Source organism: Helicobacter sp. T3_23-1056 (assembly GCF_053654535.1).
Genome location: NZ_JBSIUU010000005.1, coordinates 60,342 through 73,889, shown reverse-complemented (window position 1 = coordinate 73,889; position 13,548 = coordinate 60,342). Strand labels below are relative to the sequence as shown.

Annotated in this window: 11 protein-coding genes and 2 pseudogenes; 3 read left to right on the top strand and 10 right to left on the bottom strand. The window is 39.1% G+C overall.

All coding sequences use genetic code 11. From position 1 onward, the window contains the following. Nucleotides 1–30: 30 nt before the first annotated feature. Nucleotides 31–858 carry an enoyl-ACP reductase FabI gene (gene fabI, locus ACWIUO_RS03795; protein WP_454176592.1) on the top strand — a complete coding sequence of 276 codons (828 nt, stop codon included), beginning with the start codon at nucleotides 31–33 and terminating at the stop codon, nucleotides 856–858. Nucleotides 859–1,027: 169 nt separating this feature from the next. Here fabI and ACWIUO_RS03790 read toward each other — a convergent pair whose 3' ends face one another. The 3 genes from ACWIUO_RS03790 to ACWIUO_RS03780 all read right to left on the bottom strand — a co-directional run bounded on the left by ACWIUO_RS03790 (nucleotide 1,028) and on the right by ACWIUO_RS03780 (nucleotide 4,145). After that, nucleotides 1,028–3,499, bottom strand: a complete 2,472-nt coding sequence (locus tag ACWIUO_RS03790; protein ID WP_454176591.1) for a TonB-dependent receptor — start codon at nucleotides 3,497–3,499, stop codon at nucleotides 1,028–1,030. Between the two features lie 44 nt (nucleotides 3,500–3,543). Beyond that, entirely contained in the window at nucleotides 3,544–3,696 is a 153-nt protein-coding gene (locus ACWIUO_RS03785) for a hypothetical protein (RefSeq protein ID WP_454176590.1), read from the bottom strand. A gap of 326 nt (nucleotides 3,697–4,022) precedes the next feature. Next, nucleotides 4,023–4,145, bottom strand: coding sequence for a hypothetical protein (locus tag ACWIUO_RS03780; protein WP_454176589.1), 123 nt, complete (start codon nucleotides 4,143–4,145; stop codon nucleotides 4,023–4,025). Between the two features lie 382 nt (nucleotides 4,146–4,527). On the opposite strand from ACWIUO_RS03780, the gene ACWIUO_RS03775 reads away from it, so the two are divergent. Next, entirely contained in the window at nucleotides 4,528–4,809 is a 282-nt protein-coding gene (locus ACWIUO_RS03775; protein WP_454173076.1) for a hypothetical protein, read from the top strand. Nucleotides 4,810–5,567: 758 nt separating this feature from the next. Here ACWIUO_RS03775 and ACWIUO_RS03770 read toward each other — a convergent pair. The 3 genes and pseudogenes from ACWIUO_RS03770 to petA all read right to left on the bottom strand — a co-directional run. After that, nucleotides 5,568–6,176 (bottom strand): annotated as a pseudogene (locus ACWIUO_RS03770) (c-type cytochrome); the annotation flags it as partial. Further along, nucleotides 6,173–7,432, bottom strand: coding sequence for a cytochrome b (locus ACWIUO_RS03765; RefSeq protein ID WP_454176588.1), 1,260 nt, complete (start codon nucleotides 7,430–7,432; stop codon nucleotides 6,173–6,175). The pseudogene ACWIUO_RS03770 and the gene ACWIUO_RS03765, both read right to left, overlap by 4 nt. Before the next feature lie 10 nt (nucleotides 7,433–7,442). Continuing rightward, nucleotides 7,443–7,943 (bottom strand): ubiquinol-cytochrome c reductase iron-sulfur subunit, encoded by a 501-nt coding sequence (gene petA, locus ACWIUO_RS03760; protein ID WP_454176587.1) that lies wholly within the window; start codon nucleotides 7,941–7,943, stop codon nucleotides 7,443–7,445. A 425-nt stretch (nucleotides 7,944–8,368) separates the two neighbouring features. Between petA and ACWIUO_RS03755 the strand changes: the two genes are divergently transcribed. Then, the gene (locus ACWIUO_RS03755) at nucleotides 8,369–9,280 is read left to right on the top strand and encodes a BspA family leucine-rich repeat surface protein (protein WP_454176586.1); all 912 of its coding nucleotides are present in this window, start codon (nucleotides 8,369–8,371) and stop codon (nucleotides 9,278–9,280) included. A gap of 568 nt (nucleotides 9,281–9,848) precedes the next feature. Here the strand turns inward: ACWIUO_RS03755 and ACWIUO_RS03750 are convergent. From ACWIUO_RS03750 to rnhA, 4 genes and pseudogenes are all read right to left on the bottom strand, one after another. Next, nucleotides 9,849–10,799: a hypothetical protein gene (locus ACWIUO_RS03750; protein ID WP_454176585.1), complete on the bottom strand. Its 951-nt coding sequence runs from the start codon at nucleotides 10,797–10,799 to the stop codon at nucleotides 9,849–9,851. Nucleotides 10,800–10,913: 114 nt separating this feature from the next. Continuing rightward, the gene (aroC, locus tag ACWIUO_RS03745) at nucleotides 10,914–12,092 is read right to left on the bottom strand and encodes a chorismate synthase (protein ID WP_454176584.1); all 1,179 of its coding nucleotides are present in this window, start codon (nucleotides 12,090–12,092) and stop codon (nucleotides 10,914–10,916) included. A gap of 209 nt (nucleotides 12,093–12,301) precedes the next feature. Beyond that, nucleotides 12,302–12,964: pseudogene (rnc, locus tag ACWIUO_RS03740) on the bottom strand (ribonuclease III); the annotation flags it as partial. An 85-nt stretch (nucleotides 12,965–13,049) separates the two neighbouring features. Beyond that, nucleotides 13,050–13,508, bottom strand: a complete 459-nt coding sequence (gene rnhA / locus ACWIUO_RS03735; RefSeq protein WP_454176583.1) for a ribonuclease HI — start codon at nucleotides 13,506–13,508, stop codon at nucleotides 13,050–13,052. Nucleotides 13,509–13,548 lie beyond the last annotated feature (40 nt).

Sequence of the window (13,548 nt, the reverse complement as noted above, 5' to 3'; positions counted from 1 at the left end):
ATTTATTACCAAAATCTAAAGGGGTGCATAATGCTACTAAAAGGTAAAAAAGGACTAATCGTAGGCGTAGCAAACAACAAATCCATAGCCTATGGCATAGCAAAATCCTGCTATGAGCAAGGCGCGCAAATGGCTTTCACATATCTAAATGAGGCATTGCAAAAGCGCGTAGAGCCTATCGCACAAGAGTTTGGCTCAAAATGCGTGCTAGAGCTAGATGTAAATAACCAAACCCACCTAGATTCTCTATCCCAAAATCTAAAATCCACATTTGGCGAGATAGATTTCCTAGTCCACGCCGTAGCGTATGCGCCAAAAGAGGCATTAGAAGGCGCGTTTATCAACACCACAAAAGAGGCGTTTGATATTGCGCTAGGCACTTCTGTGTATTCGCTACTCTCCCTTACTCGCGCTTGTTTGCCCGCCCTCAAAGACAACTCATCTATCCTAACGCTTAGTTATTTAGGGGGCGTAAAATATGTCCCGCATTATAATGTGATGGGCGTGGCAAAAGCCGCGCTAGAATCTAGTGTGCGCTATCTTGCTAGGGATTTGGGCACTCGCGGAATCCGTGTAAATGCAATCAGCGCAGGACCGATAAAAACCCTTGCTGCAAGCGGTATCGGGGATTTTAGAATGATACTAAAGTATAACGAAATCAACGCCCCACTCAAGCGCAATGTAAGCACGCAAGATGTCGGCAACTCGGCTATGTATCTGCTAAGCGATTTGGCAAATGGCGTAACAGGCGAAATCCACTATGTCGATGCGGGGTATAATATAATGGGTATGGGCGATGTAACCAAAGATGACGAGGGAAAGACAATCCTTTGCTGGGATAAGCAAAAAGATGAATAAAAAATGAATAAAACTTTTTGCAAATGCAATAAACTGCAAAAACTTCAAAAATCTTATGCTAGATTTTACAAAATCTAGCATAAGATTTTGCCACCTAGATAAATCGCTACCAAACCCAAAATATAGCAAAAACCTAGCATAAAATCTAATCAAAATTATCCTAAAAAAGCTAGATTCTAAATCGCATTTCTGCATAAAAACTCCTGCCCCACGCAGGCAAGTATAAATACTCTCCGTTAGTCGCTTTATATTGCAAATAGTTGTATTTGGTATCAGCCACATTTCGCACCCCAAAGCTTAGCTCTAGGCTTTTTTCACTCCATTTATAAGCATATATTCCGCCAATATCTGTCAAAATATAGCCTTTGATTTTGGCATTGTAGCTATCGCGTTGATTTCCATAAAATATGGGATTTATAAATAGCGTTAAATTATGTTTTGTAGATTTTAGTGCTTCTATACCAAAATCAAACGCTAATTTATAATCTGGCACGAGCGGGACTTTTGCGCCTTTGTTGCTGCCTTTTGCAATGCGTGAAAAAATATAGCTTAGATTTTGGCTAAATTTTAGCCTCCAAAATTGTTGTTTGCTATATAGCTCCGCACCCGCTCTATGTGTCTCATCAAGGTTATAATATCTCCACCCTCCACCAAACATATTGCCTAGAGCTTCATACATTATCTCACCATTTGTGTGCGTATAAAACACGCTAAACCCGATAGGATTCTCCAAAATCTCATCTTTTATGCCTAGCTCTAGTGTGTCATAAGTCTCTGGCTTTACACCACTTGCATAGTAGGTTTGGTTCGCGCTTTTGTTGGTTAGCTCACTAGGACTTGGAGAGACAAATCCGCGTTCATATTTGGCATATACATTCCCTGTGAGCGAGTATTCAAAACTAGGCAAGATTTCTATGGCGAGATTATTAGAAGTGCTTTTTGGCTTTTGCGTGTCATCTATTATGGTTGGATTCCCCAAAACTACGCCATTATTGTAGTTTTGTCCCCATTGATAAGTGCTTCGCTCTAGCAAATATACCGCGTTTTCATAGCGCATACCAAACGAAGTAGAAAATGCTTTGTGATTGCCATTTATAAATCTATTTAGCCAATAATGTCTATTTAGCCCAAAGATTGAGTTTGAGATTTTGCGTGGGTGGTTGATATTTCGCACGATTTGCCGTCTTGTCATTGTGTTTTGGAGGAGAATGTTAATATCTTGAAAACTGCCTCTTTTGCCCTCTGCGTAGAGCATTTCATATCCAAGTATCACTTCCCCATTTTTGTTGTAGCCATACTTGCTTTTAAAATTTAGCCCTGCTTTGTTGTCAAAAAAATATCCAGCAGAATTTTGGTAAGTGTTGTTGTCATACGCGTAAAATGCCGTAGTATCTAGCGTTAGATTTTTATCATTGCCGTAGTTTTGGTGGTAGTTGTGATTTAGCGACAAGGACGCATTTGTCTTTTTCATTTCATTTTGAGAGTTGCCACTTTTCCATTGCCTGCGATTACTTTGTAGCTCTGCATAAGTTAGCCCATCGGCAAATTTTAGCCATTCCTCATAAAAATTTAGATTTGCGCTTAAACGATGAGAATCATTGATAGCATAGATAATATCACCACTTAGAGAGTAGCCTCTATTTTTCTCGCCCTCACGGTAGCCATTTTTATCGTGGTATTCCCCGCTTAGCCCTACAAATACTTTTTTTATATTGATTCCACCTTGCAGGGCTATTGTTGGAGAGTTTTGTATATTGCTTACGCCTTTTGGCTCGCTAAATACATCGCCTATCATTGCGCTAAAATAGTTTTTATTTGACTTTTTTGTGATGATATTTACCACGCCACCACGCGTGCCATTGCCATATAGGACTGCTCCGCCACCGGGTATTATCTCTATTTTTTCGATATTTTGGACGCTAAGCGCATTTATAGGCGTGCGATTATACGCAAAAGGGGAATCTGTTAGATTTATAGGCACGCCATTTTGCAGGATTTTCACTGCTCGCGAAGCACTTGCACCCTGTCCACGAATATCGATATTTGGGGAGTTAAATCCATTGTAAGTAAAAGTCGCTTGAGTGTTTTGAAGGGCATCTTGGATAGTGGTGTAGCCTTTGTTTTGCAGCTCGCTTTTGTCGATTATGATGATATTTCTTTGCTCTTGGATTAGCGAAGTGTCAAACCCTATCGCAGTAACGCTAATTTTGCCTAAATCTTTTGCTTGCAAATTTGTTGATTCTAAGTCGTTTTTGGATTTTAGTTTATTGTAGCGGGAGGGTTTTTCAAATGCTTGCGAGGTGGAATCTGTTTTCATAGATTCTGTTGTGGTGTTTGTAGATTCCGTTTGATTAGAATCATTTTGCACAGAATCCATTTGTATAGAATCTATTTGCGTGGATTTTGCTGTGGTGTTTGTAAAATCTATTTGCGTAGAATCCGTGCGGATAGAATCTACTTGTGCTAGTTTTATGTATTTTTGTGGGTTTGTTTTGTCGCCGTCATTGCGAGAATCTGCGTTAGCGGATTTGTAGCAATCCACCCTCTTATCGTCATTGCGAGAAAATCCGCTAGGATTTTCGTGGCAATCTATGTTTTCTGTCGCATTTTTTGTCGTGGATTGCCACGCGTTGCGTTGCAACGCTCGCAATGACGATTTGTAGTTAGAAAGATTTTGCGTGGGAATTACTCTCTCTCTCTCTCTCTCTCTCTCTCGTTATTAGCCAAAATCGCATTAGCAGATAGATTTTGGCAAAGCAATGCAAAACAAATCGCCGAAATTTTTAGCGACACATTCGCCTTATTTTTGTTTGTTTCGTTTGTAGGATTTACACACATTTTATGTTCCTTTACGGGATAGATTTATATCTTATCAAAAGCGATTTTTATTTTGCTTTGATAAAACGCGGGGGATTATAATACAAAAAAGTAAAAATGCGCGTAATTCTCATAAAAGTCTTAAAATGCTTGTTTAATAAGAAAATTTTGTTGTTTTATTGTGGGGGTTATTTTGGATTTTGCAGGTTTTTACAGATTTATAGATTTTGCAGGTTTTGTAGTTTTTATAGGTTTTAAAAATAATTTGTCGTTGCTAGAATTTGTGCAATATTTAGCCCCAATAAGGATTGCCCTCATTGCAAGATTTTAGGCTTTTGTCAAACAAGCTAGAATCGTGGCAATCTATCGATATAAAATGCCAAAACACATTTTTGGTAAAAACTAGATTGCCACGCAGATTTTGACAAATCCGCTCGCAATGACGGAGTGGCAAATTCTCGTAATTGCATTGCAAATTCTTTCAACGACAGTGTTTGCCCTCACATTACGGATTCGCAATTCTCTTATTCCCCCTCCCTTTGCGGAGGGGGCTAGGGGGTGGGTCATTGCGATAAAACGCTAGTTAAGCGTGGCAATGATGGTAAGTTATTTTAGAAAATAGTGAGATTTTGCGTGGGGGTTTGTGAGTTGATTTTAGGGCGTTTGTCCTATATATAAGCTAATAGCAGGTAATAGCAAAACATATCGCAAATGTCAAAATCTACCAAGCCTAATTATCACCCTAACATACCTGACAAATAAAATTGACTAAAAAATGATACAATACTAGGTTTTGCAAATGCAATAAAACATTAGCATTTGCGTAAATATTTGATAAATAAAGGGGTGGTAATGACACGGAGAAAAATGCAGTTTTTTAAGTTTCTGCGGAAAAAGGCTATGCTAAAAGATAAGAAAAAGGGCTACGCGGTTGGAAAAATGGATAGTTCATTTTCCTCAACTTCTAAAAATCCCTGCCAAGTGGAGTGCCAAATCAAAGGTAAGTATGTGGAGTTTTCGTTTTATCCGTATATGCCAAATAAAAGGGGCATAGAGATTGACAAAAGTGAGCTAATCGGTAGCGTAAAGATTTCTAACAAAAATTTTAATCAAATTTGTGAGTTTTATTTGTAATGCGGTTTTTACGCTAACGCGGATTCTGTGGTAGGGTGGATTTTGCGCTAAAGTGATTTTTGCAAAAAAATCGTTTTTGTATGATGGTAGATTTTGCTCAAAGCAGTTTTTGTGGGAAAAATAGTTTTTGCAAGCAAAGCAGATTTTTGTGTAGATTAAGATTTGGCGTATGTAGATTTTACAAAAAAACATAAACTTTTTTTAAAAAGTTTTAAGAGAATCGCTAGATTCTCTTAAAAATCCCCCTCCAAAAATCAACTTAGACTAATCGACTTAAACTAATGCAAATCAGCCCACATTTTGCGCTTCCAAAGATACGCAAGCACCGCCATAATGCCAAAGAATAGCATTATTCTCCAGCCTAGCGATTCTCGCTCTTCTTTTTTGGTGTCGCCTACTTCTTTTAGGTAGTTGATGACTTTTTGCTCAGCTTCTTTTGTAAGCCCTAGTCGTGGCATAGAAGTGTTGGGCAATAGCTTTTGTGGGTCGTTGATAAATTTGTAGAGATAGTCCTCTCCACGCGCACGCATCATCATAGACAAGTCAGGCGCACGCGCTCCTAGATACCTCTCCAAATCATCAGTGCTAGAATTTGTGCTCATATAAAAATAAATATATGAGCGAGCCCCCAAGTAGCGATTCAAATCGCCGATGACGCTAGGCGAAGTAAGTTTGTCATAATTTACACTATGGCAACGCAAGCAGGCTTGCTCAAAGACTTCTTTGTCGCTAATCTCTTGTGGCGCGATAGAAGCTAGATACGCCACGATATTTGCTATCGCCTCATCGCCTAGCCAATCATAGCCTGACATAGGATAGACTAAGTCCTCTTTATGCCATAGCTTAGAAGCCAAAATAGGATTTTTGATAAAATGCGCCAAAAAGTTGTGGTCTAGCACCGCTGCCACAGTGGATAAATCTGGCGGGATAACGCCATAGGCTTGCGATACTTCCTCATCGCTTTGCTCAGTGCTACGAGCGGCTAAGTCATCTTGGGATTTTACCGTATGGCAGGAGTTACAATTTTCTATAAAAACTTGCTTGCCCTTTTCTGCATTGCCGTTTTTTAAATCCATCTTGCTCCAAAATCCATCTAAATTAGATAGATTTTCTTGGGCTTTGTCCAGCTCTTTTTGCGCTCGTTGTATGTTTAGCTCATTGCCACTTTTTTGGGCTTGCGCTAGATTTGCATTTGCTTTTTTTACAAGCTGTTTTAAATCAAACACATCGCTTTTGCCACTTGCGACAAAATCAAACTGCGCATCGGCTACTTTTGGGTGCATAATACTATGTGCCAAAGGCTCTACGCCCCAATAAATCACACCTATGACAACCACAATAATGGCTAAAATCTTTATTTCTCTCATAGCCCACCTCCTTGCGCGGCTTTACGCTCTTTTATAGTGATATAAGGCAACGCTACAAATATAAGAAACAAGAATCCAAGCGAAGCTACACAGCCTATGTATGTGTTGATTCCCTCTGGTGGGAGCTTGCCATATATGGTTAGGACGATTAAATCAATGATTAGCAACCAAAACCATACAAAATACGCTTTGCGCTTGTGGGCTGGCTTTACCACAGGGCTTCTATCAAGCCACGGAAGTAGCAAAAACACCACTTGTGCCACGCCAAATGCCGCAAGCCCTATGTCGCTAGCTTTGATTGGTCCTACATTGAAAAAGAATCCACGCAACACTTCATAGCTCCACAAAAAATACCACTCTGGGTAAATATGCGTAGGGGTTTTTAGAGAATCCGCTGGGTCAAAATTCACAGGGTCCATCGCAAAATCAAAGTGATAGCACACAAGGTAGAAAAATAGCACCATAAATGCACAAACCACAAAAATGTCTTTTGACATAAACACAGGCCAAAAAGGAATCACTTTGGATTCTGCTTTTTTGCCCTCTTGGTATTTTTTTGCTTCTTCTTCAAAGTTTATTTCCTCTCCATCTTGGTTATTGACATGGGGGAATCGCAATGAATAGAAGTGAAAAGCGATAAGTAGCATTATCACCACAGGCAATAACACCACATGAAGCATAAAAAATCTTGTCAAAGTCGCATCGGCTACGACATAGTTTCCTCGTATCCATTCGACTAAATCATCGCCGATAATGGGAATCCCACCAAATAGATTTGTGATAACTGTCGCAGCCCAATAGCTCATCTGTCCCCAAGGCAACATATAGCCACTAAACGCCTCCGCAGAAAAAACCACAAAAAGTAGCATACCGCCTATCCACACCATTTCTCGCCCCTGTTTATAAGAGCCATAATAAATCGCCACAAACATATGAATGTAAATAATCACAAACACCATACTTGCAGCCACTGCGTGGATATGTCGCCATAGCCAGCCAAACTCCACTTCTTTCATAATAGTGAAATTCACACTATTAAACGCATAGTCCGTATCGGGCTTGTAATACATAAGCAAAAATAGCCCGCTTACCACAAGTAGCGTAAATAATGTCAGCAAAAGCACGCCCATAGCCCAAAGGAAATTGATATTTTTTGGAATCCAATATTCCGTCATCATTACCTTTAGAAATTTATTTACACCAAGCCTTTTATCTAGCCAATCCATAAGCCCTTCTGATTTGTTAAAAGTCGCCATTTTCTCTCCTTTATGCTTTTAGCATAGCTTCATACTCGGGTCCAGCAACACCAAGTGTCAGCACCGTGCCATCGATTTTGAATGGCGGAAGGTCAAAAGGTCTAGGCGGTGGCGTGCCCTCGACATTGTAACCATCTAGACTAAATCTACCTCCGTGGCAAGGACAGAGGAAACTTTTTTCATCGGATTTGTAAAAAGGAATACAGCCCAAATGAGTGCAAATCTGCAAACCTAGCGTATAAACCCCATCTCCGATTTTGAAGTTTCGCTTCGCATCAAAGCCATCTTGCGCTTCTTTCCTAATGATAAAAACAGGCTTACCGCGCCACTCTACACGAGAAAAATCACCCTCTTTTAATTCTGCTACATCTATGGTTGTGATACCAGCAGAGACGACACTTGGGAGAGGGTCCCAAGTCTTTTTCATAGCGATTAGCGAAGCCACAGCACCCACAGCGGTAACCCCACCTAATGCTATGCCTAAAAAATCGCGTCTTTTGACTTCAGCCATTGCGTTCTCCTTTTGTAAAATCAAAAAGTTGATTGTAACGATAAACATTTAAAAATCTTATTAAATAAACACAAAAATATAAAAAAACTATATAAAATCATAATTTTGCCCTTTTTGAGAATCAAAAACGCACAAAAAAGCCTAAGCAAATATCAGCAAATAGGCTTTCAAAGCGGATTTTAGGATATTTGCTTCGTTAAGAAACATTTTGTTACATTTGTGTGTTTGGTGATTTTTTGTGATAGATTTTGTGTCGTTTATGCAGATAGATTTTTTTCTCAAAATCTTGTCTAAAATTTTAAAATGATTTACCTTATGTAGATAATTTTTGTTATACAATACCGACTTTGACTCTGTAGTCTAAGGCATAACAAAATCAAACAATGACAAACCTCTGCAACACTTAAAAATCCAAAGGAGAACAAATGCAGCACGGACAAAATCACACACGGATACAACTTAGCAAAATATATCAATATTTACTTATCGGGTTTTTGGGCTTTTTTGTGGCGTTTGGCACGACAGGTTGCGCGCTATTTCAGCAAGAAAAAACGACAAGCGTCAAAGCCGATGAAATCGATGATGAGCCAGATATTACGGTAGATGAAGAGGACGAAGAGGTTGATATTTCAAAACTAGAAATCCCAAAAGAATCGCTAAATATAAAGTCGGTGGATTTTAAAAGATTTGCAGATTCTAAATCAGTCGGCACAGATGCGGACTATGATGATGAAGAGCTTAGTTGCCCTAAGCCAAAATATTTCCCCAAAAATCTAATCGCGCTAAAAAAACTTGTAAGAGATGAGAGCATATCTCTAGGCGAGATTGATACGAGTAAAATCACGGATATGAAGCGTCTATTTTTTGACGCAGAGGAAGACGAAGATGACCCTGATATTGAATATCTTATCCCTTTGCGAGATGAATTTAAGGGGATTGAATGCTGGGATGTCAGCAATGTCAAAGATATGAGTTTAATGTTTAAAGGGCTAGAAACCTTTAATGAGCCACTAAATAGCTGGGATGTAAGCAATGTAGAGGTGATGATAGCGATGTTTGCTGGGGCGGAAGCGTTTAACCAACCGCTTGATAAATGGGATGTAAGCAAGGTGCGCTCAATGAAAGGAATGTTTTATGGCACAAAGGCGTTTAATCAACCGCTTGATATGTGGAATATCCGCAATGTCAAAAATATGAATAAAATGTTTGAAAAAACCCCCTCTTATAAACAAAATCTTGATGCTTGGGCAGAAAAGCTCCGCCCCGATGCGATAATGAAAGATATGTTTAAAGATTCTGCCTTGCAGGCTCACCCTCCAAAATGGCTAAAAAAATAACGCTTTATTTATTTTTGTAATGCCATTTGGCTAAACTATTTTTCTAAGATTTTGCAATTAAGATTTTGCAATAAAAAAACTAGCAAACCAAAATCTACAATTTGGTTTTTTTAAGGGTTTTTAAGCGTTGATTTTGGTTTGTCCCGCTAAATGTCTTTCTAAAATTCTTTCTAAATTTATTTCTAAAAGCCTGTCTAAAATTTCTTTCTAAATGTTTTTCTAAAATGTTTTTGGGCTAAATCAAAATCTAGCAAAACAACGCTAGGCAAAGTCGTGCTTTATCACACTTGCAAATCTTTTTAAAATTTTTATCTTTTGTGGATTCTTACTCTTTTTTAATGATTTAGAGTTTTGTAAATGTAGCATTGCATTTTATAAAAAAGTATTTTACATAAAAGCATTGTAGTGAAGTTTGGAGAGTCGATACGCCCAAAAAACTCAAAGCCACCCTTTAGCTAAAATCCGCATTATGCAAAATCACTTTTAAAAAAAAATGATTTTGCATAAAATCTAGGCAAACGCAAAAAAAAGGTTGCAAAAGAGGGATTTTAGCGGTTTTTAACCCTTTTTATTTTTTGGATTTTTTAGACTTTTTGCCTGTGTCAGCTTCTTGTGGTTTATTTAGGGCTTCTATTTGTAGCTCTATTTCTGTTTTTACTTTTTTTACATTATCTAGCCATTTGCACGCCACTTCAAAACCATTTTGGCAACCCATATCGCCCAAATCTATCGCTTTATCGATGTATGGTTTTGCTTTTTTTGCGTCTTTATCTTTTTCAAAATATATGCCACCTACGCCAAAGCAACCCATAGCACTTCCTAGCTCACAGGCTTTTTCATATAGTCTTAGCTCATTTGCCTTATCGCCCATATTGCCCACACCCATTCCATAAAATGTGCAAGCTGAGCCATATCCATTGTCGCAACTTTTGTATAAAATATCAATGTCTTCAATCAACCTATTTTCCCCAGCAAAAAGCGCGACTTTTAGCACGCAGTATTTATCCCCCTTGCTTTTGCATAGGCTATGAAGCCTTTTTGCCTGCGCTGCTTTGCATTTTTCGCGCTGCGCCTCTGTCTTGTCCTCTAGGGAACATTCCGCGCTTTTTTTGCTCCACTCGCTATTTTCCATTTCAGTTCCCACTTCCCAATCGCTATTTGGATATTTAGCTTGCAAATCTTGCGTTTGAGAATCAAGCTCCGCCCTAGATAACTCCGTTTTAGATTCTGCGCTAGATTGCGACTCTGCATTAGTTTGCGTTTGCTCGCTAGATGCTTGTGCGCTGTCCTCTGCGCTTTGCGTGGATTTTTCTTGCGTTTGAATGCCGACTTTAGAGTCTTTGGCGTCTTTAGATTCTAATGTAGAATCCGCCTTAGAATCTACACTAGAATCCACATTAGATTCTGTTTGCGTGTTTGTTTGTGCGCTAGAATCTAGGCTAGATTCTGCCACCTCGCCAAATCCAACCCCCACAAAACCAAAAATCCCAAATACCATTGCGACTACTAATTTTTTCATAGCTACTCCTTTTAAAAGGTAATTTTGAGTGGAAATTTTAGCATTTTTTTTTAAATTCCAATGATTTTGTCATTTTCAATCGCGCTTGCAATTCCGCGCTTACAACTAGCCTTTTTAGTCCAAATATATTTTTTGCAAATTTGATAATGTAGCGCGGGTGTTTAATAACAACATATCCGCTAATATAAACGCTAGCATACTCTCGCACACCACGCTTCCGCGAATCGCTATGCAAGGGTCGTGCCTGCCTTTTAGCTCAAGCGTGCAAGGTTTTAGGGTTTTAGATTCCATTTTTAGCGTTTTTTGTGGCAAAAATATGCTAGGCGTGGGCTTAAAATGCACTTTGATGATAATATCTTCGCCATTTGCTATACCGCCCAAAATCCCACCGCTATGATTGCTAGCAAATCTAGCATTATCAAACATATTTTCTTTGCTAGATTTTGCATTAGATTTTTGGCTAGATTCCTTTTTAGATTTTAGAGTTTTGCTAGATTCTAGCCTCATTTCATCGTTATTTTGGCTACCTTTTTTTTGGCTAGATTCTGCCCCGCTCCCTATTTCTACGGCTTTTACGCCATTTAGCCCAAGAAATGCACCACCTATAACACTATCTAGTTTATGATACAACGGCTCTCCAAGCCCCCTTAACACCCTAGCATTTCCACTTGCCTTTATAAGTGCGCACCCACCGATACTATCCCCCTCTTTTCGCGCTTGCAAAATGATATTTTTTTGCTCATTTTCTTTGTTTTTATCAAGCGAGAAAATCTCACTTTTTAGCGCGTAGTCAAAATCTAGTTTTTCCCCCTTGCACCCACCGATGCTAAAAATCCCACTTTGAGTGAAAATCCCAAACTCCCCTAAAAGCATTTTGGCAAATGCCCCTCCCGCCACGCGTGCCACACTCTCTCTAGCCGAGCTTCGCCCCCCGCCACGATAATCCCTAATCCCATACTTGCACTGATATGTAAAATCCGCGTGAGATGGGCGAAATACATTTGCCACTTCGCTATAATCTTTGGATTTTACATTGCTATTTTCAAAAAGTAGCGCGATAGGCGCACCCGTGCTAACTCCCTCAAAAACACCGCTCAAAATCTGTGGCAAATCCGCTTCTTTTCTAGGCGTGCCAAATGCGTTTTTGCCACCTTGCCTGCGCGATAGCTCTTTTTTTAGCAATGCTTCGTTGATTTTGATTCCTGATGGGAATCCATCTAAAATGCAACCGATATGCGTGCCGTGCGATTCCCCAAAAGTGCTTAGCTTTAAGGCATTTCCAAAAGTATTCATTTTTGTGCCTTTTTGTGAGATTTTTTGGCAGATTTTTGGTTAGATTTCAAGCTAGATTTTTGGTTAGATTTTGATTTTTTGTCAAAATCTTTTGCTTTGCTTTCTTTACTATTTTGGCTCTCTTTGTTGTAATCTTTTTTATGTTTGTCGTGTTTATCGGGTTTGGGGGTTTTTTGGGATTTGTTAGATTTTGCATTTTGATTGTTTGTTAGTGCTTGATATGCTAGCTTTGCGCAGGCTTGCTCGGCACTTTTTTTAGAGTTGCCATAGGCTTTTGCATAGATGGTATTGTGTATGCAGACTTGGATAAAAAACTCTTTTTTATGGTCAGGTCCTTTTTGGTGGAGTAGCTCATAGCTAGGCAGGACGCCAAATCGCTCTTGGGTTAGCTCTTGCAAAGCGGTTTTATAATCAGTAAGCAAGTTTTCAAATCGCATATTTGGGTAGAATCTCTCCAAAATATTTTGTATGATTTCGCGGACTTTGTCAATCCCAGATTCTAAATACACCGCCCCCATTATCGCTTCAAAGGCATTGGATAGTAGAGAGTCTTTTTGCCGTCCATTATTTTGCTCTTCGCTCACAGATAGCACAAGAAAATCAGCCACGCCCAAATGCCTAGCAAAGCTAGCAAAACTTTTTTCATTCACAAGGCTAGCGCGCATTTTAGACAACCTCCCCTCATCAAAATACTCAAACTTACAAAACAAATATTCCCCCACTAGCAAATCTAGCACCGCATCGCCCAAAAACTCTAATCGTTCGTTGTTTTTGGTATTTACACAGCTTTTGTGGGTTAGGGCTTCTTGGAGTAGATTTTGGCTTGCAAAACGATAGCCAAGTGCGGATTCTAAGGGGGCGAATTTAGACATTTTTTTCCTTAAATGTTATTAGATTTTTTTGCAAAATCGTAAAAATCGTGTTGATAATGGCGTTTGATTGCTTTTTTTTACATTCTTACTTAGAATCTATTTTTGAATCTATTTTTGTTTTTTGCACGCTTTTGGCTTGCTCTCTTGCTATTTTATCACATTTTTCATTCATCGTATCGCCATTATGCCCCTTTACCCAAGTAGCCGTGATTTTGTGCGGTTTTGAGATGGATAGATATTCCTGCCATAGTTCGACATTTTTGACTTTGTCAAAATCTTTTTTTACCCAATTTGGAAGCCATTTATTGATAGCCTCGCACACATATTTTGAATCGCTAAAAATTTCGATATTGCAAGGCTCTTTTAGGGCTTTTAGCCCCTCTATGACGGCGAGTAATTCCATACGATTATTGGTAGTTAGGGGGTGTGCACCTTTGATGATTTTTTCTACGCCTTTATATAGCAAGATAGCGCAATATCCGCCAGCCCCAGGATTGCTTAGGCACGAGCCATCAGTATGGATTTGAATTGTTTTTGTTTGCATTTTTTGCTTCTTTTTTGGCTTTTTTATTGCGTTTGCGACC